The organism is Rhizobium sp. BK591 (assembly GCF_014195045.1).
Taxonomy (GTDB): domain Bacteria; phylum Pseudomonadota; class Alphaproteobacteria; order Rhizobiales; family Rhizobiaceae; genus Rhizobium; species Rhizobium anhuiense.
Map to the genome: position 1 here is coordinate 729323 of NZ_JACIAZ010000004.1, position 22596 is coordinate 751918.

The following is a 22596-nucleotide window of genomic DNA, read 5'->3' on the forward strand; positions in this document are numbered from 1 at the left end:
AGCCGGCATGTCGCTGCTGGAAATGAAGGAGACCGTCGCCGACCTGAACAAGCCAAACCCCTCTGGTGAGTTCCGGCCTTGCATTCGTTGAAGGAGATTCCTACGCTCGAAAGTCCCCTTAGTGCCAAACGTAGTTGACCATCAGGCTCCGCGGCGAGCTCGGTGAGACTGGCAATCGCAGGATCTCACCGATGAATTCGGGAGGCGAAACCTAAGCAAGATTCCGTTTTGATGGAACCCACGTCGTCCTGAGCGGTTCTCTAAGTTGACGGGAGAATATGCATGTCGAAAACCCTTCTCTACGGTGCGACCAAGATCGACGAGACCAACAGCGCTTATGCGCCGGCCGAAAGCCTCGCGGCGTTCCAGTGGAAGAACCGCGTTTTCGTTGTTTTCGCCGACAGGGACAATTCCCGCGCCGCCCGCCAGGAGAACCAGTTGTTGGCCGATCGCTCGGCCCTCGATGAGCGTGACCTGGTGGTGCTGAAGATTTCCGGCGTGGGCGTTCGGCCACTCTTCGGTGCCGCCGACGGCCTCGACGGTGAAGCGATCCGCCGCGATCTCCAGGCGCCCGATCTGGGCGAGTTCGCGGCCTTCCTTGTTGGAAAGGACGGCACGGTGAAGCTGAAGGCCAGCGAGCCGATCACCGATGGCGAGCTCTTCGCCATTATCGACAGCATGCCGATGCGCGCTGCCGAATCGCTGAAGCCGGACAGATAGTCCCGAACATCGCGTCAAACCACGATCATGAAAGGGAGGCGGTCATGTCCGTGCCCAACGAACCCATTCCCGACCAGCCGCCGATGCCGGCACCCGGCTGGAAGCCGGTGCCTCCGATCACGGAACCGGAGCCGGACAGGCTGCCCGACGAGGTGCCGGTTCCGAACCCCGACGAGAACGACGAGCCGGCCAAACACGTGCGGGACGTTTAAAGAAAAATATGCCGCTCGGCGCTGACGAGTTCCTGCAGGAAATCGGCAACGCTCCTGACGCGCACGAGATCGCGCGCCGTTTCGTGGTAGGTCGTCCAGTAGGCCCGCCGGATCGAAATTTCAGGCAGGATGCGCTGGAGTTCCGGATACTGCCGGGCGATATAATCGTGCAGAATGCCGATGCCGGCGCCCGATCGCACCGCCTCCGTCTGCCCGATCGCCGTCGATATCTCGAAGCTCGCATCCCAGCTGCGCATCACCTCGCCGGAGAAATTCAGCGAGGCGGTGAAGATCAGGTCTTCGACATAGCCGATGCGCGGATGCGCCTTCAGCGCCTCGATATCGCCGGGCGTGCCCTGGGCGGCGAGGTAGTCGCGTGAGGCATAGAGGCCGAGCGTGTAGTCGGTGAGTTTGGAAGAGACGAGCCGGCCTTGTACCGGCCGCTCCAGCGTGATGGCGATATCGGCCTCGCGCTGCGACAGCGAGAAAGAGCGCGGCACGGGTACGAGCTGGATCTTCAGTTCCGGATGGCGCTCGATCAGTCTGCCTATGCGCGGCGCCAGGAAGGATACACCGAACCCATCGGGCGCGCCGACGCGCACGGTCCCGGCAATAGCCGTATCGGTGTGGCCGAGGCTGGCCTGTACTGCGAGCATTTCGGTTTCCATCCGCTCTGCGGATGCCAGGAACACTTCGCCTTCGGCCGTCAGCTCGCAGCCATTCGTGCGGCGGATGAAAAGCCGTGTCTTCAGCGCCTCTTCCAGCGACGTCAGCCGGCGCGAGAGCGTGGCGTGATTGAGCCCCAGCCGCTTCGAGGCGGCAAGGATCTGCCCGGTGCGGGCGACGGCCAGGAAAATACGAACATCGTCCCAGTTCATGGCTTGGCACGCATGGCGATCGGATCGACCTCGATCAGCGCCAGCGATGTCACCATGCCCGCCGTCTGGTTCTTGTATTTCAGGAAATGCGGTGCCTGCAGATGGGCCTCATATGCCGCCTGGTCGGTGTAGACCTCCAGAATACGGATGCGGTTTGGGTGGTCCCTGATGGAAACGGCGCAGAGGGAAAGGACGCCGTCTTCCAGCGCCACCGATGCCTCGATTTCCTCCGCGAGCAATGCGCTATAGGTTTCCAGCGTCTCCGGAGCGATCTCCAGCTCCGCCATTCTGACGACGGGTTTCCGGCTCAACGGTTTGACCTCCCCTTGGGATTTGACTTGTCGACGTGCCGTGCCAAGTTTGTAAGCAGCAGGCCCGATGCAACGACAGGACTACAATCTACGCACAACAGTTCCTTATATCAGCGCATTGATTTGTGCAAATTGAAGTGCGATTGTCGGTCATCCAAAAACAGGAGGAACACCCATGCATGAGATCGGTCATTTCATCGGCGGCAAGCATGTTGCCGGCACCAGCGGCCGCGTGAGCAACGTCTACAATCCGGCAACCGGCGAGGTGCAGGCGACGGTCGCGCTTGCAAGCGTCGAGGAACTGCGCGCCGCAGTCGAAAACGCCAAGGCCGCGCAGCCGAAATGGGCTGCCACCAATCCGCAGCGCCGCGCCCGCGTCTTCTTCAAGTTCGTCGAACTCCTGAACAAGCACATGGATGAACTTGCCGAATTGATTTCCAAGGAACACGGCAAGACGATCGAGGATGCCAAGGGCGACGTCATCCGCGGCCTCGAAGTCTGCGAATTCGTCTGCGGCATTCCGCATCTCGCCAAGGGTGAATTCACCGAGGGCGCCGGCCCGGCGATCGACATGTATTCGATCCGTCAGCCGGTCGGCATCGGCGCCGGCATCACCCCTTTCAACTTCCCCGGCATGATCCCGATGTGGATGTTTGCGCCGGCGATCGCCTGCGGCAACGCCTTCATCCTGAAGCCTTCCGAGCGTGATCCCTCCCTGCCGATCCGTCTCGCAGAACTGATGATCGAGGCCGGTCTGCCCGCCGGCATTCTCAACGTCGTCAACGGCGACAAGGGTGCCGTCGATGCGATCCTCACCGATCCCGATATCGGCGCCGTCTCTTTCGTCGGCTCGACGCCGATCGCCCGCTACGTCTATGGCACGGCGGCGATGAACGGCAAGCGCGCCCAGTGCTTCGGCGGCGCCAAGAACCACATGATCATCATGCCGGATGCCGATATGGACCAGGCCGTCAACGCGCTGATGGGCGCAGGCTACGGTTCGGCCGGCGAGCGCTGCATGGCGATCTCGGTTGCCGTTCCGGTCGGCGAAGAGACCGCCAACCGCCTCGTCGAGAAGCTGACGCCGAAGATCGAATCGCTGCGCATCGGCCCCTACACCGATGACAAGGCCGACATGGGCCCGCTCGTCACCAAGGATGCCTATAACCGCGTCCGCGGCCTCATCGACCGCGGCATCGAGGAAGGCGCCAAGCTTGTCGTCGACGGCCGCGATTTCAAGCTCCAGGGCTATGAAGACGGCTATTTCGTCGGCGGCTGCCTGTTCGATCATGTCACGCCCGAGATGGACATCTACAAGACCGAGATCTTCGGACCCGTCCTTTCCGTCGTCCGCGCCGCGAACTACGAGGATGCGCTGTCGCTGCCGATGAAGCACGAATATGGCAACGGCGTCGCCATCTACACCCGCGACGGTGATGCCGCCCGCGATTTCGCCTCGCGCATCAATATCGGCATGATCGGCATCAACGTTCCGATCCCGGTTCCGCTCGCCTATCACTCGTTCGGCGGCTGGAAGGCTTCGAGCTTCGGCGACCTCAACCAGCACGGCACGGATTCGATCAAGTTCTGGACGAAGACCAAGACGGTCACCGCCCGCTGGCCCTCGGGCATCAAGAGCGGCGCCGAGTTCGTCATGCCGACGATGAAGTGATCTTCACGACATTCCCATCTGCAATCTGCAATTCGGGGGCCTTAGGGCCCCCGAACTTTTCGATTCTAAGTTGTTGATTTTCGGCGGCGTTGCTTTCAGATGAACTGCCGGTCATGCGATTCCCGTCATGGGGCCGAATTGACGTCGCGGCAAATGGCCTCATAAGCTGAATGGGAATTTCATATTTTGGAATTGTTCAAAACTACCAAACCGCCTATATAGGTCTGAACAGGCACGAGTCAGGAGAATGGCATGCGGTTGACGAAGCAGACCAACTATGCGGTTCGCATGTTGATGTATTGTGCTGCCAACGACGGGCACTTGAGCCGGATTCCGGAAATCGCCAAGGCCTATGGTGTTTCCGAGCTCTTTCTTTTCAAGATTCTCCAGCCGCTCAACAAGGCGGGTCTGGTCGAGACCGTGCGCGGTCGCAACGGCGGCGTGCGCTTGGGCAAGCCGGCGGCCGACATCACCCTCTTCGACGTGGTTCGGGTCACGGAAGACAGTTTCGCCATGGCCGAATGCTTCGAGGATGACGGTGAGGTCGAATGCCCGCTGGTCGACAGCTGCGGCCTGAATTCGGCGCTGCGCAAGGCGCTCAACGCCTTCTTCGCCGTGCTTTCGGAATATTCCATTGACGACCTCGTCAAGGCCCGTCCGCAGATCAATTTCCTTCTCGGAATCACCGGTGAGCAGCAATATCGCAAACCCGCGATCGTTGTCCCCGCCGCCTGAACTATCCCTTGTGCGTCCGAAAGGACGCACGGCGCTCTAAGCGCAGATCATGCTTCTGAACCGCGGTTGCTCCAGCAGCCGCGGTTTTTGTTTTTGCGGCGTCTCCCGGTCTCGGAAATGCGAGGGGATGGCGTCCGCGTGTCGCGATGGCGGCGCTTTTATACCAAATGCGACAAAATTCCGGTCTTTTTTGTCCGAAAATTTCCAAATGCGGCTGATTTTTGACTGAAAATTTCTAAAATTGTCCAGCTGGAAAATTTTTCTCCGTAGCCCGTTGCTTTCAGTAGATAAATATCGTTCCATCAACCGTCGATCGTGATGCCATTCTACGATCTCCAAACATCAAAAAAGAACAACCGGGAAACAATACTATGAAAAAGATCTCTGTCCTCCTGGCAGCGACGGCCCTGATTTCCGTCATGGCGACGTCGGCCTGGTCCAAGACCCTTGTCTATTGCTCCGAGGGCTCGCCGGAAGGCTTCGACCCGAGCCTCTACACGGCAGGCACGACCTTCGACGCGTCGTCGCGCACGGTCTATAGCCGTCTCGTCGAATTCAAGCATGGCGGCACCGAGATCGAGCCGGGCCTGGCCGACAGCTGGAGCGTTTCGGCCGACGGCAAGGAATACACCTTCAAGTTGCATCCTGGCGTCAAGTACCAGACCACCGACTTCTTCACGCCGACGCGTGACTTCAATGCTGACGATGTCATCTTCTCGTTCGAGCGCCAGCTCAAGGCTGACAATCCCTGGAACAAGTATGTCGAGGGCGGCTCTTACGAATATGCTGCCGGCATGGGCTTCCCGGAGCTGATCAAGTCGGTCGAGAAGGTCGATGACCTCACCGTCAAGTTCACGCTCAACCATCCCGAAGCGCCGTTCCTCGCCGACCTCGCCATGGACTTCGCCTCGATCGTCTCCAAGGAATATGCCGACAAACTCGCCGCCGACGGCAAAATGGCGCAGATGAACCAGCAGCCGCTCGGCACCGGCCCGTTCACCTTCGTCGCCTACCAGCCGGATGCCGTCATCCGCTACAAGGCCAACGAGACCTATTTCAAGGGCAAGGAAAAGATCGACGATCTGGTTTTCGCGATTACCTCTGACGCCGCCGTCCGTGCGCAGAAGCTGAAAGCCGGTGAATGCCACCTCATTCCTTATCCGAATGCGGCTGACGTCGCCGAACTCAAGAAGGACGAGAACCTGACCGTGCTCGAGCAGGCCGGCCTGAACGTTTCGTATCTCGCCTACAACACCTTGATTGCTCCGTTCGACAAGGCCGAAGTCCGCAAGGCGCTGAACATGGCGATCAACAAGCAGGCGATCGTCGATGCCGTCTTCCAGGGTGCCGCGGCCGTTGCCAAGAACCCGATCCCGCCGACGATGTGGTCCTATAACGATGCCGTCGTCGACGACAAGTATGATCCCGATGCGTCGAAGAAGATGCTGGCAGATGCCGGCGTCAAGGATCTGAAGATGAAGATCTGGGCAATGCCGGTTTCGCGTCCGTACATGTTGAACGCGCGTCGCGCCGCCGAATTGATGCAGGCCGACCTGGCCAAGGTCGGCGTCGATGCGGAAATCGTCACCCATGAATGGGCCGAATATCTGAAGCTCTCGTCCGACAAGAATCGCGACGGTGCCGTCATCCTCGGCTGGACCGGCGACAACGGTGATCCCGACAACTTCATGGATACGTTGCTTGGCTGCGACGCTGTCGGCGGCAACAACCGCGCGCAGTGGTGCAACAAGGAATTCGACGATCTGATGACGAAGGCCAAGCAGACGGCCGACGTCGCCGAGCGCACCAAGGCTTATGAGCAGGCTCAGCTGATCTTCAAGAAGGAAGCTCCCTGGAATACGCTCGACCACTCGTTGGTCTTCGTTCCGATGAGCAAGAAGGTCTCGGGCTTCTTCATGGATCCGCTCGGCATCCACCGTTTCGACGGCGTGGACATTTCCGAATAATAAAAAATCTGTAAACTACCCGGTCAACGCCGGGTGCGGCCGGCGGTCAGGTTGCCCTGACCGCCGGAAACTATTGGAAAACCTGCTATGTTGCGTTTTTTCATCGGCCGCCTCGCGGTGCTGATCCCGACGTTTCTCGGCGTTTCGCTCATTGCCTTCTCGTTCATCCGCCTGCTTCCGGGCGATCCGGTCATGCTTCTGTCGGGTGAACGTGTCATGGCGCCGGAACGTCACGCCCAGATCATGCACGATCTCGGCTTCGACCGGCCCATATATGTGCAGTATTTCGATTATCTCGTAAAAGTGCTGCACGGCGATCTCGGCACCTCGATCGTCACCAAGCGCCCCGTTCTCGGCGAGTTCCTGACGTTGTTCCCGGCAACAGTCGAGCTTTCCTTCTGCGCCATCATTCTCGCGGTCTGTCTTGGGGTGCCTGCCGGCGTCTTTGCGGCCGTTAAGCGAGGCACGTGGTTCGATCAGAGCGTGATGGGCGTCGCCCTCGTCGGCTATTCCATGCCGATTTTTTGGTGGGGCATCATGCTCATCATCTTCTTTTCGGGGTATCTTAACTGGACGCCGGTTTCCGGCCGCATATCCTTCATGTACTTTTTCAAGCCGGTGACCGGCTTCATGCTCATCGACAGCCTGCTGTCCGGGCAAAAGGGGGCTTTCGCCTCAGCTGCGAGCCACCTCATCCTGCCGACCATCGTGCTAGCGACCATCCCGCTCGCCGTCATCGCGCGTCAGACCCGGTCGGCGATGCTTGAGGTGTTGGGCGAGGACTATGTTCGTACCGCCCGTTCAAAAGGATTGAAGCCGCTGCGCGTCGTCGGCGTGCATGCATTGCGAAACTCGATGATACCGGTCGTCACGACGATCGGTCTGCAGATGGGCGTTTTGCTAGCCGGCGCCATTCTCACAGAATCGATCTTTTCCTGGCCGGGCATCGGCAAGTGGATGATCGACGCGGTGTCGAAGCGCGACTACGCAGTGGTCCAGGGTGGCCTTCTCCTGATCGCAGGCGTCATCATGCTGGTCAATCTGATTGTTGATGTCCTCTATGGCTTCATCAATCCACGTATTCGTCACTAGGAGTGGTCCATGAGCACGGTCACCGTCAATACCGGTCAGCCATCCGCTCTTGCGGAGTTCTGGCACTATTTCTCACGCAACAAGGGTGCCGTTATCGGCCTCGCTGTCTTCGTTTTCATCTTGCTGTTGGCAATTTTCGCGCCGCTGGTTTCACCACATATGCCTGACGAACAAAACCGCCAGTTGTTTCTGGCGCCACCGTTCTGGACGGCGGGCGGCAGCGCAACGTATCCGCTTGGGACCGACGCTGTCGGCCGCGACATTCTCTCGCGCTTGATCTATGGCGCACGCTTCTCGCTGTTCATCGGGGTCATCGTGGTCTCGCTTTCGGTTGTGTCAGGCGTATTGATCGGCCTCGCGGCGGGTTTTTTTCGCGGTCACGTCGACACCGTGGTCATGCGTGTGATGGATATTGTGATGGCCTTTCCGTCGCTGCTGCTTGCTCTCGTGCTAGTGGCCATCCTCGGGCCTGGTCTTACCAACGCAATGATTGCAATTTCGATTGTAAACGTGCCGCATTTCGTGCGGCTGACTCGCGCTTCGGTCATGTCTGAACGTGAAAGAGAATATGTGATCGCCTCGCGTGTCGCGGGCGCGGGCACTTTGCGCCTGATGTTTAAGACGATCCTGCCGAACTGTCTGGGCCCGCTGATTGTCCAGGCGACGCTTGCCTTTTCGGCGGCAATCCTCGATGCCGCCGCCCTCGGATTCCTCGGCCAAGGCGCTCAGCCGCCGACACCCGAATGGGGCACGATGCTCGCTGAAGCCCGAGAGTTTATTTCGCGTGCCTGGTGGGTCGTAACTTTCCCGGGTCTTGCCATTCTCATCACCGTTCTCGCCATCAACCTGATGGGCGACGGCCTGCGCGACGCGCTCGATCCCAAACTGAAGAGGTCGTGATGTCGCTCCTCGAGATTGAAAATCTGACTGTCGAATTCCAGACCTCTTCCGGTCTGTTCCGCGCCGTCGACGGCGTGTCGCTTGCCTGCGACAAGGGCGAAATCCTGTCGGTCGTCGGTGAATCCGGCTCGGGCAAATCCGTTGCCATGCTGGCGCTGATGGGGCTTCTGCCCTGGACAGCGAAGATCACCGCCGACCGTATGCAGTTCGACGGCAAGGATCTGCGCGGCATCTCCGCCCGGCAGCGCCGCAGGATCGTCGGCAAGGATATGGCGATGATCTTCCAGGAGCCGATGTCGAGCCTCAATCCGTGCTTCACGGTCGGCTTCCAGCTCGGTGAGACCCTGCGCTTTCATATGGGCCTCAACCGCAAGGAGCGCCGCCAACGCTCGATCGAGCTCTTGAATCTCGTCGGCATTCCGGCGCCGGAAGACCGCCTGTCGAACTTCCCGCATCAGATGTCCGGCGGCATGAGCCAGCGCGTCATGATCGCCATGGCGCTCGCCTGCAATCCGAAGCTGCTCATCGCCGATGAGCCGACGACCGCGCTCGACGTGACGATCCAGGCCCAGATCCTCGATCTGCTCGTTCGCCTGCAGAGGGAGCAGGGCATGGCGCTGGTGCTGATCACCCACGACATGGGTGTCGTCGCCGAAACCGCCGAGCGCGTGCAGGTGCAATATGCCGGCCAGAAGGTCGAGGAGCAGCCGGTGAGGGCGCTGTTCCGCGATCCGCATCATCCCTATACCGCAGCCCTGCTCGCGGCCCTCCCGGAACGCGCCAAAGTCGGCCAGCGCCTTCCCTCGATCGCCGGTGTCGTGCCCGGTCAGCACGGTCGCCCGACAGGCTGTCTTTTCGCGCCGCGCTGCGGCTTCGCCACGGTCGAATGCGATCGCGGCGTCGTTCGTCAGGGGCCGGAGTTGGGCCTGGCGCTCTGCAACTATCCTTTGAAGGACGGCAAGCCGCTCGGCCATCCGGGCGTGATGGCCGTTGAAACTGCAGGAGACCTCGTATGACGGATGCTGTTCTCGAGGGCAGGGATCTCGCCCGCTTCTACACCGTCAACCGTGGTTTCTTCAAAGCCGACGCCACCGTCAAGGCGCTGAACGGCGTCAGCTTCAGCCTCCATTCCGGCAAGACGCTCGCCGTCGTCGGCGAATCCGGCTGCGGCAAGTCGACGCTCGCCCGCCTGGTCACCATGATCGAGGATCCGACGTCAGGGCAGTTGCTGATCGACGGCAAGCCCGCCAATGTCGGCGACCGCAGCCTGCGCAGCCAGGTGCAGATCGTCTTCCAGAATCCGTACGGCTCGCTCAACCCGCGCCAGAAGGTCGGCTCGATCCTCGAAGAGCCACTGAAGATCAACACCGATCTCAACGCCGCCGCCCGCCGCCGCAAGGTGGAGGAGATGATGGCGCGCGTCGGCCTGCGTTCGGAGCATTATGGCCGTTATCCCCACATGTTCTCAGGCGGCCAGCGTCAGCGCATCGCCATTGCCCGCGCCCTGATGCTGCGGCCGAAGGTGCTGGTGCTCGACGAACCGGTCTCGGCGCTCGATCTGTCGATCCAGGCGCAGGTGCTGAACCTCTTGATGGACCTGCAGAAGGAGATGGGTCTTGCCTATCTCTTCATCTCGCATGGCCTGTCCGTCGTCCATCATATCGCCGACGAGGTGATGGTGATGTATCTCGGCCGCCCGGTCGAAACCGGTCCCGCCGCCGAGGTCTTCGCCAGGCCACGCCATCCCTATACGGCCGCCTTGCTGTCGGCCACGCCGATTGCCGATCCCGACCGCGAGAAGAGCCGCATCCGCCTGCAGGGTGAGCTGCCGTCGCCGTTGAAGCCGCCGTCGGGCTGCCACTTCAATCCGCGCTGCTGGAAGGCGCAGGACCATTGCCGCCAGGTTTCTCCCGAATTAAGGGGAGAGGGCGAACAACAATATGCCTGTCACTTCCCGCTCGATTGAGCGGGAAACATCGATTGGGAGGAATCATGTCGGAGCAGATGAACAAACCCCATGCGATCATCGTCATGGGGGTCAGCGGCTGCGGCAAATCCTCCGTCGGCGAAAAGCTCGCCGAGGCCCTGCACCTGGCCTTCGTCGAAGGCGATGCGCTTCATCCGGCCGCCAATGTCGAAAAGATGTCGAAGGGCATTCCGCTGACGGATGAGGACCGGATGCCCTGGCTCGACCTAATCGGCGAGGACATGCAGGCCTCGCTTGACAAGAGCGAGGGCATCATCGTCTCCTGCTCGGCGCTGAAGCGCGTCTATCGCGACCGGCTGCGGGCGGCTGTCGGCGGCAATCTGTTCTTCGTCTATCTCGAAGGCTCCAAGGCGCTGCTGACGAAGCGGATGGGCGAGCGCAAGGGCCATTTCATGCCGGTCTCGCTGCTCGAAAGCCAGCTGGCGACGCTTGAGGTGCCCACGGGCGAGCCGGGCGTCGTCACCGTCGATATCGACGACACGGTGGACGGCATCGCGGCGACCGCTCTCAAAGGTCTCGCTGCTCTCGGCATCACGGCTTGAAACGCTGCGGCGAATAGGCCGCAATATCGATGAACGGCGTCTCGCCGGTGATGAGTTCGGCAAGCACGCGGCCCGTCACCGGCCCGAGCGTCAGCCCGTGATGGGCATGGCCGAAGGCAAACCACAGGCCCTGATGGCGCGGCGCCTTGCCGATAACCGGCATCATATCGGGCGTGCAGGGGCGAGCACCCATCCAAGGCTCGGGATCGAGCCGCCTGCCGAGCGGGAAGATGGTGCGCGCGACGGCTTCGGCGCGGTCGAGCTGGACCGGCGTCTTCGGCGCGTCGAGCGTTGCAAACTCCGCCCCGGTCGTCAGGCGGATGCCGCGGTTCATCGGCGCCAGCAAGTAGCCGCGTTCGGCATCGAGCATCCAGTTGTTGAGCACGGCATCGCCCTCGGCGGCATAATGCATGTGATAGCCGCGTTTGACCCCGAGTGGGAGGGAATAGCCGAGCCGGCGCGTCGCAACGGCCGCCCAGGGGCCGAGCGCTATGACGGTATCCTCGGCTTCGAGCGGACCCTCTGTCGTCATGATCTTCCAGCCGGAGCCGAACGGACCGAGCGAGGCGGCATCCCCGGTGACGAAACGGCCGCCGAGGCTTTCGAAATAGCGGCGATAGGCCGATGTCAGCGCATGCGGGTCGAGCACCGACCAGGGGTCGCGCCAGCGGATAGCACCGGCGAAATCGCCGGAAAGATCAGGTTCCATGCGGGCGATATCGGCCGGAGCCAGGCTGTCGTACTCCACCCCGAATTCATTCTGCCAAAGTGCTGCCTCCGCAAGAGCCGCGTCGCGCTTGGCCTGCGTGCGGAAAAGCTTGATCCAGCCATCCTTGCGGATCAACGCTTCAGCCTGCGACGCTTCGATCAGGTCCTTGTGTTCGGCAATCGAATTCTCGATCAGCGGCGCATAGGCCCGGGTGATGAGCGCGTGGCGGCGCGCATTGGAGTTCCACCAGTAGCGGGCGAGAAAGGCGATCTGGCTCGGCAGCGTGCGCAGGTGATAATGCGCATCGATGCGGTTATTCAGCGCATAACGCAGCAAAAGCCCGAGCTGCTGGGGAAAGCCGTAAGGCGCGACACCTTCGCGCTGGATCAGGCCGGCATTGCCGAAGGAGGTTTCGTTGCCCGGATCCTTGCGGTCGATCAGCGTCACCTGCCGGCCGCGCCGCTGAAGATGGATGGCCGTGGAAACCCCGACGATGCCGGCGCCGAGCACGATTGCGTTCTTCGTCATTTCCCCTGCATTCCGCTTTGTTTATCGGGGTGAAAATGCCCGTGCCGATGATGCGGCGCAAACGAAAAATCGCATTCATTTCAAAATCATTGCGCTTTTCAGTGCGGCATTTTCAGCCTTCACGCGGACATGGAGGATAAGCGCATTGAGCATGGAAAAGACAGCCGCGTAAAACGGCAGGTCGAAGGCGAGGGGAAGGACGGCGATCTCGCCGACGACGATCGCATAGTTCGGATGGCTGAGGAAGCGATAGGGCCCGGATCGGACGAGCGGTGCGCCGGGCAGGATGATGATGCGCGTCGTCCAGCGGCCCTTCAGCGTCGCCAGCACCCAGAGCCGCAACCCCTGCAGCGCCATGAACACGACAAACCAGAAGAGCTCGACCGGTCTTCCCGGCGCCAGCAGCCAGAGTCCGATGATCCAGGCCGTATGCAGCGCCACCATGACGGGATAGTGCTCTGCTGCCACCTCCCTGGCGCCTCGGGCGAGAAGGGCTGCGGTGTTGCGCTGGGCGAGCACGAGCTCGCCCAGCCGCTGCAGCGTCACGAAGGCCAGAAGCGCGATAGACGGCCACATCATGCCACTCTCCGCAGCGTCACGCAGCTCGCCGAAAATCCCGGCCCCATGGCGATCATCGCGGCACGCTCCGGCAATCCGGCGCGGATCGCCCGCTCCAGCACGAACAGAATGGTCGGCGACGACATGTTGCCATATTCGCCAAGCACGGCGCGCTCGTGATCGAGTGCGCCCGGAACCAGCGACAGTGCGCTTTCCATCGCGGCCAGCACCTTCATGCCCCCGGGATGGCAGATGAAGCGGCCGATATCCTCCGGCCTCAGCCCATTGCGCGCCAGAATGGTCGTCACCGCCGGGCCGAGCTCTCTCTCCGCAAAGGGCGGCAGCGATTGCGCCAGCACGATGCCGAAGCCGCCATCGTCGATCTTCCAGCCCATAATATCGAGCGTGTCGGGAAAGAGATGTTCGCCTGTTGATTCCACTTCCGCCAGCCCGCCTCCTCCCGCACGCAGCACGCAGGCGGCCGCGCCGTCGCCGAAAAGCGCTGTCGCGATGATGTTCGGCCGCGTCAGCTCGTCCAGCCGGAAGGCCAGCGTGCAAAGCTCGATCGAGATGAATAGCACGACGGCGCCCGGTCGGCTTTGCGCCAGCCGCGAGGCGATCGCAAAGCCGGACACCCCGGCTGCACAGCCGAGTCCGAAGACCGGCACGCGCTCGATATCGGCACGGAAACCCATCCTGCGGGCAAGCTGCGCATCGAGGCTCGGCGTCGTAAAGCCGGTGGAAGAGACGGTCACGACACAGTCGACATCCCCGGCCTCAAGCCCTGCCTGACGAAGTGCGCAGCTGGCCGCCTCCACGAAAAGCCCGCCCGCCACCTCTGCATAGGCCTCCATCCGGTCCTGCCAACCATGCGGTTCGTCGAACCAGGAAAGCGGCCGCGCCGCATGACGCTTTTCGATGCCGGCGCTGTCGAAGACGCGGGCAAGATGGCGGAAATCCTCGAAACGGTCGGCAAACAGCCGGGCCGAGGCTTCGAGCGCTTGTTTTTGGAGGATGACATGTTCGGGGGCGGCGACGGCGAGGCTGATGAGTTTCACGGTATCGGTCACGGAATTCTCCTTGTCGTTCCCGGCGGAACGGATGGAAACACGCGAACGCCGAAATTATTCGGATCTGCGGGCTTCACGAAACCGTGATGTAAGAAATGCCAGGCGCAGCCGAATAAAGCCAGGCGCAGCGGTGTTCTCTCCTCGCAACGTCACTTTCGAGGAGTTTCCCCATGACGATCATGTCTGCCCGCATTGCTTCGATCATTCTCGGCGGCTGCCTTGCCGCATCTGTGTTCTCCGGTCCGGTCTTTGCCATCGGCGATAACAGCAGTGCAACGCCAGTCTGTAAGAAGGGCGAGATCTACGACCAGAAGGCCAAGAAATGCGTCAAGCAGCAGAGTGCCAACGTCTCCGACGAGAACCGTGCCGATTATGCCTATTCGCTGGCCAAGGCCGGCCGCTATGAGGAGGCGCTTGCCGTGCTCGACACGGTCAAGGATCAGAACACGGCCGAAGTGCTGAATTATCGCGGTTATGCCACCCGCAAGCTCGGCCGCACCGACGAAGGCATCTCTTATTACCTGCAATCGGTGAAGATGGACCCGCAATATGCCAAGGTCCGCGAATATCTCGGCGAGGCCTATGTCATCAAGGGCCAGTTCGATCTCGCCAAGGAGCAGTTGAAGACGATCAAGGCGATCTGCGGCACCACCTGCGAGGAATATCAGGATCTGAACGCCGCGATCCTTAACCCCTCTAAGATCTGATCGGGAATCCACGGACAGGAAGATGGAAGCACGGAAGGGATATCTCAATGTCGGTCGCGCGCACCCAATTTCCTGCCTATAGTCCCGCGAGAATGGAATCGCCGGTTCATCCGGCGGTTCCGAAAGTTGTTGGATCGGCGGAGGCGGCCATCGCGAGCGAAGCGGATATCAGGAGCGGCTTGACGGAAAATCTGGCAAGGCTCTGGCGTTATGGTCTCGTGCTCTCGCATCAGCGCGATGTTGCCGACGACCTGGTGCAGGCGACCTGCCTTCGCGCGCTGGAGCGCGCCGATCAGTTCATCCCCGGCACCCGGCTCGACCGCTGGCTGTTTTCGATCCTGCATTCGATCTGGCTGAACGAGATCCGCTCCCGCCGGGTGCGCCAGGGCCAGGGTTTCGTCGATGCCGGGGAAACACTGACCTTCGACGGCGCACACGACACTGAAGCGCATGTGATGGCCCATCAGGTGCTCAAGCAGGTGAATGCGCTGCCCGAGGCGCAGCGGACGGTGGTTTTCCTCGCTTATGTGGAAGGACTTTCCTATCGCGAGGTTGCAGGCATATTGGATATCCCGATCGGAACCGTGATGAGCCGGCTGGCGGCTGCCCGCGCCAAGCTCTCCGGCGCCGGATCGGAAGGGGGACGGCAATGAACACCAAACACACCATTCCCTCCGACGAGGACCTGACCGCCTTCATCGACGGCGAACTGACGGCCGAAGAGGCTGCGCGCATCGAAGCCCTCGTCAGCGAAGATGAACACGTCGCCGAACGGCTGGAATTCCTGGCGCGCGCCAGCCTGCCGTTCGAGCAGGTCTTCGCCCCGCTGCTCGCCGAAGCCCCGCGTCAGAAGCTGGAGACGATGCTCGCCGCCATCCCGGCGCAGCAGCGCGCAAAATCCGCTTCTGCGCTGACATTCGCCAGCCGTCGCCGGTTCCTCGGCGCGCTCGCCGCCTCGCTCGTTGCCGGCATCGCGATCGACCGCGCCGTCATCGGCATCGGCGCACGCCTTTCGGCAAAGGACGAAAACAGCGAATGGCGGAGCGTGGTCGCCGACTATATCTCGCTCTATACCCCGGAAACCCTGGCCGGCCCGGTGCCTGTCCGGGAGGCCCAGGCAGCCCAGCTCGGCCCGCTTGACGAGAAACTCGGCCTCTCGCTCTCCCCCGAAGCCGTCGCGCTTCCGGGCATCGATTTCAAGCGCGCGCTGCTCTTGCAATATGACGGCAAACCGCTTGCCCAGATCGCCTATCTCGACCCCGAAACCGGCCCGATGGCGCTGTGCATCGTCATGTCGGATGCCGGACCCAAGACGCCGGATCTCGAAAGCCGCAAGGGGATGAATGTCGTCTACTGGTCGAACGAGACGCATGCCTTCATGCTGATCGGTCGCGTTCCGGCCGACCGCATGAAGGAGTTGGGAGAGGACGTCAGGAGGAGACTTTCAGCCTGACTGCTAAAGAGCGTCGCAATTTTTCAGATTCGCTCTTTAGCTTTTTGTTTTCCGCATCCCGTTATCGCAAGGCCGCCGTGCACTCTCGCACTGTATGCCTATTTCGCCGGACCGCAGCTATTTAATCCATCAGGCCACGCAAATATTGGCCATAATCGCCTTTGCCCGCTTTGGCGGCAATCTGGGCGAAATGCTCCTTGGTGATGAAGCCTTTGGCCAGCGCGATTTCCTCCGGGCAAGCGATCTTGAAGCCCTGGCGTTTTTCAAGGGTGCGGACGAACTCGCCGGCCTCGAGCAGGCTTTCGGGCGTGCCGGTGTCAAGCCAGGCATAACCACGGCCCATCATCGAGACGCGCAGCTTACCCCGCTCCAGATATGTCCTGTTGACGTCGGTAATCTCGTATTCGCCGCGCGCCGAAGGCTTCAGATTGGCTGCGATATCAACGACGTCGGCATCGTAAAAATAAAGGCCGGTGACGGCCCAGTGCGATTTCGGCTTCACCGGCTTTTCTTCAATCGAAATTGCAGTCATGTCGCTGCCGAATTCGACGACACCGTAACGTTCGGGATCGTGCACATGATAGGCAAATACGGTCGCGCCATCACCCTTCGATACACCCTCTTCAAGCAGTTCGGGCAGCCCGTGGCCAAAATAGATATTGTCTCCGAGGATAAGACAGGATGGCCCGCCCGCCACGAAATCTGCGCCGATAATATAGGCTTGGGCCAGTCCATCGGGGCTCGGCTGCACGGCATAGCTCAGAGACATGCCCCAATCGCTGCCATCACCCAGCAACCGCTGGAAAAGCGGCATATCGTGCGGGGTGGAGATGATCAGAACCTCTCTGATGCCGGCCAGCATCAAGGTGGTCAGCGGGTAGTAGATCATCGGCTTGTCATAGATCGGAAGCAACTGCTTCGAGACCGAATGAGTCATCGGGTGCAGGCGAGTACCGCTGCCCCCCGCAAGCACAATACCTTTCATACGGCCTCCTTCGGCTCTTCCAAGAGCTTTGTCACAACAGCTCGCGTCGATACCTGCCACTCCGGCATGCTGACGCCATAAAGGCGCTTCAACTTATCGCAGCACAATCGGGAATTGGCGGGCCGCTTCGCGGCTGTGGGGTAGTCGGCGGTCGCAATGTCCCTGACGATGACACGCCTGCCGGTCTTTTCCTCGAGAATGGACAAAATATATCGAGCAAACTCGGCCCAGTTCGTTTCGCCGCTGCCGGCCAAATGAAAAACGCCCCGCAAGTCCGGGCTAGAGTCGCTTGACAGTCTGGCCGCTATTTTGACGATAGCCTCGGCGATGTCGTTGGCGGAGGTCGGGCAACCCAGTTGGTCGCTCACGACGCTCAGCTCGTCTCGCGTCTCCGCAAGCCTGAGCATGGTTTTCACGAAGTTATGGCCAAATGTCGAATAGACCCAGGCCGTCCGTAGGATCACATGGTTCTCATTGGCTGCGGCAACCGCATATTCGCCTTCGAGCTTCGATCTGCCGTAGACGGATACCGGTCCGACCGGATCGCTCTCGACATAGCGTTCGAGCTTGTCTCCATCGAACACATAATCGGTCGAGAGATGGATGACGGGAACGGACAGCTCGGCAGCTGCGGCAGCGATGGCTCCTGCGCCGTCTCGATTGATGGCGAACGCCGCCGCCTCGTCGCTTTCGGCTTTGTCGACGGCAGTGTAGGCGGCCGACGACACGACGACGTCGGGTTTGAGCTTCGCAATGGTTTCACCCACCATAGAAGGCGCGAGCAAATCCAACTCGGGCCTGCCGATGGCGATGACCTGAATGTCAGGCGCATTCAGCGCTTGCAATGCAGACGTGACCTGGCCGCTCTTGCCTGTTACCGCGATGCGCATCTCACACCTTTTTCAACACGCCAAGGCGTTCACCCGAATACACGCCCTCGCGCAGCGGCTGCCACCACCATGCATTTTCCAGATACCAGTCGACGGTCTTGCGGATGCCGCTGTCGAAATTCTCCAGTGCTTTCCAGCCGAGTTCGGTCTCGAGCTTGGTCGCGTCGATAGCGTAGCGGGCATCGTGGCCCGGCCGATCGGTAACGTAGCTTATAAGATCGCTATGCGGCGCGCGTCCTGGCCGGACTTCATCCATGATCGCGCAGACACGCTGGACAACGTCGATGTTCCGCCGCTCGTTGCGCCCGCCGACATTGTATTTTTCGCCGAGACGGCCCCGTTGCACGATCAGCCACAGCGCTCGTGCGTGATCGTCGACATAGAGCCAGTCGCGAATGTTCGAGCCGCTTCCGTAGACGGGCAATGGCTTCCGTTCCAGCGCATTCAATATGATGAGGGGAATGAGCTTTTCCGGGAAATGAAAAGGACCGTAATTGTTCGAACAGTTGGAAATGATCACGGGCAGGCCGTAAGTCCGCTCCCACGCCGTTGCCAAGTGATCGCTGGCCGCCTTGGATGCGGAGTAGGGAGAGGACGGATCGTAAGGCGTCGTCTCGGCAAACAGCCCGTCTTCACCCAGCGAACCGTAGACTTCGTCGGTGGACACGTGCAGCATCCTGAATGCCGCCTTTTCGTCCGCCGGAAGGCCTTGCCAATATTGCCGCGCAGCCTCCAGCATGCTGAAGGTGCCATTTATATTCGTTTCGATAAAATCCGCCGCCCCGGTGATCGACCGGTCGACGTGGCTTTCCGCCGCCAGATGCATGACGTAATCGGGACGAAACTCCTCGAAAGCGCTGCTGACCGCGCTTCTGTCGCAAATGTCGGCTTTGAGAAACCTGTAGTTCGGAGCATTCTCGATCGCTTTCAGCGAGGCGAGATTGCCGGCATAGGTCAGCTTGTCGATATTGAGGACGTCGGCGCCGACCTCACTGACGAGATAGCGCACTAATGCCGAACCGATGAAGCCAGCGCCACCTGTTACAAGAACACGCATGAGGCCCTCCGTTTTACGAAAATTGAAAATATGCGGGGAGTTCGGAAAGCAATGGCTGTTTGTTGTCCTTATCAGAAAGAACGTAGGCATCCATCTGCGGCCACTCGATCCCGATCTCGGCATCGTTCCACCGCAGGCCGCGGTCATGCTCGGCGCTGTAGGGAGCCGTGACCTTGTAACTTATGATCGTCTCGGGCTGCAAAGTTATGAACCCATGCGCAAATCCGGCCGGCACCCAAAGCTGTGAGCCATTCTCCGGCGACAGTTCTGCAGAGACCCACTTTCCGTAGGTCGGAGAGCCATGCCTGATATCGACGGCCACATCCAGGAGCGCGCCGCGCAGGCAACGCACGAGCTTGCCTTGGGCGAAGGGAGACAGCTGAAAATGCAATCCCCGAACGGTCCCCGGTTGCGCTGAAAGAGACTCATTGTCCTGCACGAAAGAAACGTCGGCCACGTTAGTGCGGAACCAGGAATCTTTGAAGACTTCGCTGAAATAGCCCCTCGAGTCACCGAATCTGGCGGGAGTGATCCTTTTAACGTCCCCGATCCCCAGTTGTTCTACATTCAATGCATACATCCTTGCATTAGGCTCGATCGCTGAATTGTGACAGCAACCAACGCCGGCAATATAGCCAATCGTGCTGCTGAGCACATACCGCGCCGGGGCCGGGACAGCAAGATGAGAATCCGGTTCTGCCACCCACCTCTACTATCCGAGATCACAAGGGCTTTGCAGTGACATAACGGCTGCAGGCGGTAAGAGAATTCATTCCTCACATCCTTTGAACTCCAGTTGGCGCTTGGCATAGGCGTCAATCATGCGCTATGCGCACGCGGGCATACGGATTTGCCGCACGGAGTTGCGGCATGGGTGAGGAACAATGGATCGACGGGTCGCCAGGTGCCCATTGTACGAGCTGGATCGCGGAGAGGTGACATTTGCTGTTCAATTCTGAAGGTTATGGGATCCTTCTGGCCCTTACATTGTTGGCGTATTGGTCGACAAAGTCTGTCCCCCTCCGGCAGCTAATAGTATTTATTGCCAGCGTGGTTTTTTATATTCAGTGGAGCTTCCTGTTCGTATTTCTGCTGCTTGGCCTCATCATTCTGAATTGGGTGATCACTGTCTGGGTTTTTCCCCGGAACAGCCGTCTGGGTCTATGGCTGGTGGTGTTGGCAAATCTGGGCATATTATTCTCATTCAAATATCTCTCCTTCTTCGTTGATAACGTAGTCGATGGACTTCAGTTGGTCGGGATCGCGGTAGAGAGCCCCAGGATTCCGGCTCTTTTGCCATTGGGTATCTCGTTTTATGTCTTTGAATTGATTTCGTATGCTGTCGATCTTTACAACAAAAAGATAAGCGCGGAACGAAATCCCCTGAAGCTATCGATATTCGTATTGTTCTTCCCGCACTTAATTGCCGGCCCGATTTGCCGCGCACATCAGTTCATGCCGCAAATTGACGCTCTGCAGAAACTCTCAAGCGATCTCATTGTTACGGGAGCGTATCTTTTTGTCACCGGTTTCGCTTTGAAGTGTGGAATCGCCGATGGTATCGCTCCCTACGTCAATACGACATTCGCCAACCCGGGCAATTATGGCGGTCTCGACAATCTGCTGGCCGTGGTCGGATTTGGCGTTCAGATTTTCTGCGACTTCTGGGGCTATTCTCTAATGGCTCTAGGGGCGGCCAAGCTCTTCGGCTATGACTTACCGTCCAATTTCAATTCTCCATACACTGCGCGATCAATTCAACAGTTTTGGCGCAGCTGGCACATAACTCTGTCGAATTGGCTTCGCGACTATTTGTATATTCCGCTGGGTGGATCGAAAGATCTTTCCAACTTCAAAATCACTCGCAATCTAATGATTACGATGTTGCTAGGAGGCTTGTGGCACGGAGCGAGTTATAACTTTGTCATATGGGGAGGAATTCATGGCCTCGCCCTCAGTGTTAACAGGTATTACCACCTCATGAAGCTCCCGTCCGGCGTGAGGGCGATCTTCTCGTGCGCTCCGATATCGTGGCTTCTTACCATGGCGGTGGTTTTCTTTTCCTGGATATTTTTCAGGGCGCCAACCCTTTCTGAGGCGCTAATGGTTGTATCAAATATATTTAATTTCAGTAATGGCTACATGCAGACAAGATTGGATGGAGTTTTCTTCGAGTTGCTGGTGATGTTTGTGGTTTTGTATTTTGTTGCTAATAGAACCACAAACTCGCAATCGATAAGCCAATACTCTATTCGGTCTCAGCTTGTATTTTTCTCGACCATGTTTGTGTTCTCACTGATCTACTATGTAGACGGCGCGCAATTCATCTATTTTCAGTTCTAGGAGAGCAGCGGGTGAGAACGATATTTGCTTACGTTGTCGCGTCTTTATTGGCGTTAGCCGTAGTTGAGGGGGCGGTTCGCGCCTATGAAATGTCGCAAGTTGCAGCGACCGCGGAAGGCGTAGAGGGCTTACTTCAGTCGCTGCCGGAGGCAAAGATATCCGGACGCGAAATCGGCAACCAATTTCTGATACACAATGTCGCGCTATTCAAACGCTTTCCGAATCCAGAGGCCGTGCATACCGCGTTCGTTGGCACTTCTCGCTCAAAGGTTTTGAGACCCGCTCGCTTTGGGCTCGCTGATGCAGTCAATGGATCCGGAAACTCTTACAGTGAAATCTCATACGGGTTGCTCCTGCAGGCGGAAATATTGCGGCTTCAATTCCCCAATTTGAGAAAGGTCTATGTCGAGGCACCAGTTTTGATGAGGCGGCGTGATGGGCTAGTCATGGAAAGAGATCACCAAAAATACTTTCCGTTGCTCCATTCTTTGATGCCTCTCATTGATCAACTGGATCAAGCAAAGCAGACCAAAGCGGAAATTATCAACTATGGAACGTATGGGGGGGCGCCAGATTCCCATTTGCTTCACTTTGTCCGGTACAGATCGGATCTTCGCCTGACGAATTTATACCGCCGGCTGATCGGCGCGGATGGCTCCATCCCAGTTTACGATGATGCCTGGTTCAAGACGGTTCGCACAAATGGTGAGCGGATTGGATTGTCAGCCGCGATGAATGCGAGCCCATCTCCGCCCATTGCGCGCGAACATCCTAAGGTTCAGAGGCTCGACGATATCAGGAGCAATTTTCCCTGGGATGGGCTATTCGACCTTTTCGCAATATGGGGAAAGACACATCATATCCAGATCGTCTTGTATCAGCCGCCGGTGCGATCCGATGTGCTTGAATTCGAGCAAGAGTATGGCCTGGATTTGCATGTTGAGGACTTGAAGAGGGTGTCCAAGAAGTATCAGATTCCATTCATTGATCTGGAACGGGAGGGACTCGGATTTGCTGAGGACTGGGGCCTTTTTTCAGACGAGGATCATATGGAGACGTGCACTGGTTCAATTCTTCTCTTCGAGGCTATCTTGCAAGGGGAGGCTATGTTCGAGCAAGATGGGCAGCTATTTCCAGCCATCTCACGCCGAGCCGCCGAGAGCGCGTCCTCGCAGGAACTGGCGTCGTGTAATGGCAAGTAGGCTCGCTTGCCTACCCACGCTGTCAACAGAAGAGGGGCGCTGTGGCACGCCCCGTGCCAATTTTTAGTGAGCGGAGAT

The 22596-nt window shown here is 59.3% G+C and carries 24 protein-coding genes; 15 read left to right on the forward strand and 9 right to left on the reverse strand.

The window, feature by feature from the left end; genetic code table 11:
* Positions 1–282 precede the first annotated feature (282 nt).
* Together FHX10_RS21690 and FHX10_RS21695 are read left to right on the forward strand one after the other, a co-directional pair.
* Positions 283–720 carry a DUF4174 domain-containing protein gene (locus tag FHX10_RS21690; RefSeq protein WP_132575705.1) on the forward strand — a complete coding sequence of 146 codons (438 nt, stop codon included), beginning with the start codon at positions 283–285 and terminating at the stop codon, positions 718–720.
* Between the two features lie 44 nt (positions 721–764).
* Complete coding sequence (locus FHX10_RS21695) at positions 765–932, forward strand: hypothetical protein (RefSeq protein ID WP_097545269.1); 168 nt, start codon at positions 765–767, stop codon at positions 930–932.
* Here the strand turns inward: FHX10_RS21695 and FHX10_RS21700 are convergent.
* Together FHX10_RS21700 and FHX10_RS21705 are read right to left on the reverse strand one after the other, a co-directional pair.
* Positions 929–1810, reverse strand: coding sequence for a LysR family transcriptional regulator (locus tag FHX10_RS21700; protein WP_127431253.1), 882 nt, complete (start codon positions 1808–1810; stop codon positions 929–931). The two genes, FHX10_RS21695 and FHX10_RS21700, sit on opposite strands and share 4 nt — an antisense overlap.
* Positions 1807–2121 (reverse strand): putative quinol monooxygenase, encoded by a 315-nt coding sequence (locus FHX10_RS21705; protein ID WP_028758282.1) that lies wholly within the window; start codon positions 2119–2121, stop codon positions 1807–1809. Before FHX10_RS21705 ends, FHX10_RS21700 begins: the two co-directional genes overlap by 4 nt.
* A gap of 175 nt (positions 2122–2296) precedes the next feature.
* Between FHX10_RS21705 and FHX10_RS21710 the strand changes: the two genes are divergently transcribed.
* The 8 genes from FHX10_RS21710 (at position 2297) to FHX10_RS21745 (ending at position 11016) form a co-directional block, all read left to right on the forward strand.
* A complete protein-coding gene (locus FHX10_RS21710; protein ID WP_127431254.1) occupies positions 2297–3793 on the forward strand; it encodes a CoA-acylating methylmalonate-semialdehyde dehydrogenase in 1497 nt (498 codons plus the stop codon).
* Positions 3794–4045: 252 nt separating this feature from the next.
* On the forward strand, positions 4046–4528 hold the full coding sequence (rirA, locus tag FHX10_RS21715; protein WP_028758280.1) for an iron-responsive transcriptional regulator RirA: 483 nt from the start codon (positions 4046–4048) through the stop codon (positions 4526–4528).
* A gap of 371 nt (positions 4529–4899) precedes the next feature.
* Entirely contained in the window at positions 4900–6495 is a 1596-nt protein-coding gene (locus tag FHX10_RS21720) for an ABC transporter substrate-binding protein (protein WP_018244874.1), read from the forward strand.
* A gap of 87 nt (positions 6496–6582) precedes the next feature.
* On the forward strand, positions 6583–7587 hold the full coding sequence (locus FHX10_RS21725) for an ABC transporter permease subunit (protein WP_028758278.1): 1005 nt from the start codon (positions 6583–6585) through the stop codon (positions 7585–7587).
* Between the two features lie 9 nt (positions 7588–7596).
* Complete coding sequence (locus tag FHX10_RS21730; RefSeq protein WP_028758277.1) at positions 7597–8487, forward strand: ABC transporter permease subunit; 891 nt, start codon at positions 7597–7599, stop codon at positions 8485–8487.
* On the forward strand, positions 8487–9503 hold the full coding sequence (locus FHX10_RS21735) for an ABC transporter ATP-binding protein (RefSeq protein WP_132575699.1): 1017 nt from the start codon (positions 8487–8489) through the stop codon (positions 9501–9503). The genes FHX10_RS21730 and FHX10_RS21735 overlap by 1 nt, the downstream gene beginning before the upstream one ends.
* Positions 9500–10453 carry a peptide ABC transporter ATP-binding protein gene (locus FHX10_RS21740; protein WP_047613667.1) on the forward strand — a complete coding sequence of 318 codons (954 nt, stop codon included), beginning with the start codon at positions 9500–9502 and terminating at the stop codon, positions 10451–10453. The genes FHX10_RS21735 and FHX10_RS21740 overlap by 4 nt, the downstream gene beginning before the upstream one ends.
* A 26-nt stretch (positions 10454–10479) precedes the next feature.
* Entirely contained in the window at positions 10480–11016 is a 537-nt protein-coding gene (locus FHX10_RS21745; RefSeq protein ID WP_047613669.1) for a gluconokinase, read from the forward strand.
* Here the strand turns inward: FHX10_RS21745 and FHX10_RS21750 are convergent.
* The 3 genes from FHX10_RS21750 to FHX10_RS21760 form a co-directional block, all read right to left on the reverse strand.
* Positions 11006–12253 (reverse strand): NAD(P)/FAD-dependent oxidoreductase, encoded by a 1248-nt coding sequence (locus tag FHX10_RS21750; RefSeq protein ID WP_047613671.1) that lies wholly within the window; start codon positions 12251–12253, stop codon positions 11006–11008. The two genes, FHX10_RS21745 and FHX10_RS21750, sit on opposite strands and share 11 nt — an antisense overlap.
* 75 nt (positions 12254–12328) lie before the next feature.
* The gene (locus tag FHX10_RS21755) at positions 12329–12832 is read right to left on the reverse strand and encodes an isoprenylcysteine carboxyl methyltransferase family protein (protein WP_028758272.1); all 504 of its coding nucleotides are present in this window, start codon (positions 12830–12832) and stop codon (positions 12329–12331) included.
* Complete coding sequence (locus FHX10_RS21760; protein ID WP_132575697.1) at positions 12829–13881, reverse strand: type III polyketide synthase; 1053 nt, start codon at positions 13879–13881, stop codon at positions 12829–12831. Before FHX10_RS21760 ends, FHX10_RS21755 begins: the two co-directional genes overlap by 4 nt.
* 170 nt (positions 13882–14051) lie before the next feature.
* Between FHX10_RS21760 and FHX10_RS21765 the strand changes: the two genes are divergently transcribed.
* The 3 genes from FHX10_RS21765 to FHX10_RS21775 are packed head-to-tail and all read left to right on the forward strand — an operon-like array spanning position 14052 to position 16041.
* Positions 14052–14588, forward strand: a complete 537-nt coding sequence (locus FHX10_RS21765; protein ID WP_132575695.1) for a tetratricopeptide repeat protein — start codon at positions 14052–14054, stop codon at positions 14586–14588.
* A 47-nt stretch (positions 14589–14635) separates the two neighbouring features.
* On the forward strand, positions 14636–15241 hold the full coding sequence (locus FHX10_RS21770; protein WP_184390195.1) for an RNA polymerase sigma factor: 606 nt from the start codon (positions 14636–14638) through the stop codon (positions 15239–15241).
* On the forward strand, positions 15238–16041 hold the full coding sequence (locus FHX10_RS21775; RefSeq protein ID WP_184390198.1) for an anti-sigma factor: 804 nt from the start codon (positions 15238–15240) through the stop codon (positions 16039–16041). The genes FHX10_RS21770 and FHX10_RS21775 overlap by 4 nt, the downstream gene beginning before the upstream one ends.
* A gap of 121 nt (positions 16042–16162) precedes the next feature.
* Here FHX10_RS21775 and rfbA read toward each other — a convergent pair whose 3' ends face one another.
* Genes rfbA through rfbC form a run of 4 tightly spaced genes read right to left on the reverse strand, consistent with a single transcriptional unit; the run spans position 16163 to position 19553 of the window.
* Positions 16163–17026, reverse strand: a complete 864-nt coding sequence (rfbA, locus tag FHX10_RS21780; protein WP_028758267.1) for a glucose-1-phosphate thymidylyltransferase RfbA — start codon at positions 17024–17026, stop codon at positions 16163–16165.
* Positions 17023–17916 (reverse strand): dTDP-4-dehydrorhamnose reductase, encoded by an 894-nt coding sequence (gene rfbD / locus FHX10_RS21785; RefSeq protein ID WP_184390200.1) that lies wholly within the window; start codon positions 17914–17916, stop codon positions 17023–17025. The genes rfbA and rfbD overlap by 4 nt, the downstream gene beginning before the upstream one ends.
* Before the next feature lies 1 nt (position 17917).
* Positions 17918–18973 carry a dTDP-glucose 4,6-dehydratase gene (gene rfbB / locus FHX10_RS21790; protein WP_097622976.1) on the reverse strand — a complete coding sequence of 352 codons (1056 nt, stop codon included), beginning with the start codon at positions 18971–18973 and terminating at the stop codon, positions 17918–17920.
* 13 nt (positions 18974–18986) lie between these two features.
* The gene (gene rfbC, locus FHX10_RS21795; RefSeq protein ID WP_132575781.1) at positions 18987–19553 is read right to left on the reverse strand and encodes a dTDP-4-dehydrorhamnose 3,5-epimerase; all 567 of its coding nucleotides are present in this window, start codon (positions 19551–19553) and stop codon (positions 18987–18989) included.
* 362 nt (positions 19554–19915) lie between these two features.
* Here rfbC and FHX10_RS21800 point away from each other — a divergent pair, with 362 nt between their 5' ends.
* Together FHX10_RS21800 and FHX10_RS21805 are read left to right on the forward strand one after the other, a co-directional pair.
* Positions 19916–21316, forward strand: a complete 1401-nt coding sequence (locus tag FHX10_RS21800; protein WP_028758263.1) for an MBOAT family O-acyltransferase — start codon at positions 19916–19918, stop codon at positions 21314–21316.
* A gap of 11 nt (positions 21317–21327) precedes the next feature.
* Positions 21328–22518 (forward strand): hypothetical protein, encoded by a 1191-nt coding sequence (locus FHX10_RS21805; protein ID WP_132575689.1) that lies wholly within the window; start codon positions 21328–21330, stop codon positions 22516–22518.
* Positions 22519–22596 lie beyond the last annotated feature (78 nt).

Excerpts from the sequence above, each read along its gene's own strand:
- FHX10_RS21690 (WP_132575705.1), top strand. The coding sequence starts at position 283 with ATGTCGAAAACCCTTCTCTACGGTGCGACCAAGATCGACGAGACCAAC.
- FHX10_RS21695 (WP_097545269.1), top strand. The coding sequence starts at position 765 with ATGTCCGTGCCCAACGAACCCATTCCCGACCAGCCGCCGATGCCGGCA.
- FHX10_RS21700 (WP_127431253.1), bottom strand. The coding sequence starts at position 1,810 with ATGAACTGGGACGATGTTCGTATTTTCCTGGCCGTCGCCCGCACCGGG.
- FHX10_RS21710 (WP_127431254.1), top strand. The coding sequence starts at position 2,297 with ATGCATGAGATCGGTCATTTCATCGGCGGCAAGCATGTTGCCGGCACC.
- rirA (WP_028758280.1), top strand. The coding sequence starts at position 4,046 with ATGCGGTTGACGAAGCAGACCAACTATGCGGTTCGCATGTTGATGTAT.
- FHX10_RS21720 (WP_018244874.1), top strand. The coding sequence starts at position 4,900 with ATGAAAAAGATCTCTGTCCTCCTGGCAGCGACGGCCCTGATTTCCGTC.
- FHX10_RS21725 (WP_028758278.1), top strand. The coding sequence starts at position 6,583 with ATGTTGCGTTTTTTCATCGGCCGCCTCGCGGTGCTGATCCCGACGTTT.
- FHX10_RS21730 (WP_028758277.1), top strand. The coding sequence starts at position 7,597 with ATGAGCACGGTCACCGTCAATACCGGTCAGCCATCCGCTCTTGCGGAG.
- FHX10_RS21735 (WP_132575699.1), top strand. The coding sequence starts at position 8,487 with ATGTCGCTCCTCGAGATTGAAAATCTGACTGTCGAATTCCAGACCTCT.
- FHX10_RS21740 (WP_047613667.1), top strand. The coding sequence starts at position 9,500 with ATGACGGATGCTGTTCTCGAGGGCAGGGATCTCGCCCGCTTCTACACC.
- FHX10_RS21745 (WP_047613669.1), top strand. The coding sequence starts at position 10,480 with ATGTCGGAGCAGATGAACAAACCCCATGCGATCATCGTCATGGGGGTC.
- FHX10_RS21750 (WP_047613671.1), bottom strand. The coding sequence starts at position 12,253 with ATGACGAAGAACGCAATCGTGCTCGGCGCCGGCATCGTCGGGGTTTCC.
- FHX10_RS21755 (WP_028758272.1), bottom strand. The coding sequence starts at position 12,832 with ATGATGTGGCCGTCTATCGCGCTTCTGGCCTTCGTGACGCTGCAGCGG.
- FHX10_RS21765 (WP_132575695.1), top strand. The coding sequence starts at position 14,052 with ATGACGATCATGTCTGCCCGCATTGCTTCGATCATTCTCGGCGGCTGC.
- FHX10_RS21770 (WP_184390195.1), top strand. The coding sequence starts at position 14,636 with ATGTCGGTCGCGCGCACCCAATTTCCTGCCTATAGTCCCGCGAGAATG.
- FHX10_RS21775 (WP_184390198.1), top strand. The coding sequence starts at position 15,238 with ATGAACACCAAACACACCATTCCCTCCGACGAGGACCTGACCGCCTTC.
- rfbA (WP_028758267.1), bottom strand. The coding sequence starts at position 17,026 with ATGAAAGGTATTGTGCTTGCGGGGGGCAGCGGTACTCGCCTGCACCCG.
- rfbD (WP_184390200.1), bottom strand. The coding sequence starts at position 17,916 with ATGCGCATCGCGGTAACAGGCAAGAGCGGCCAGGTCACGTCTGCATTG.
- rfbB (WP_097622976.1), bottom strand. The coding sequence starts at position 18,973 with ATGCGTGTTCTTGTAACAGGTGGCGCTGGCTTCATCGGTTCGGCATTA.
- rfbC (WP_132575781.1), bottom strand. The coding sequence starts at position 19,553 with ATGTATGCATTGAATGTAGAACAACTGGGGATCGGGGACGTTAAAAGG.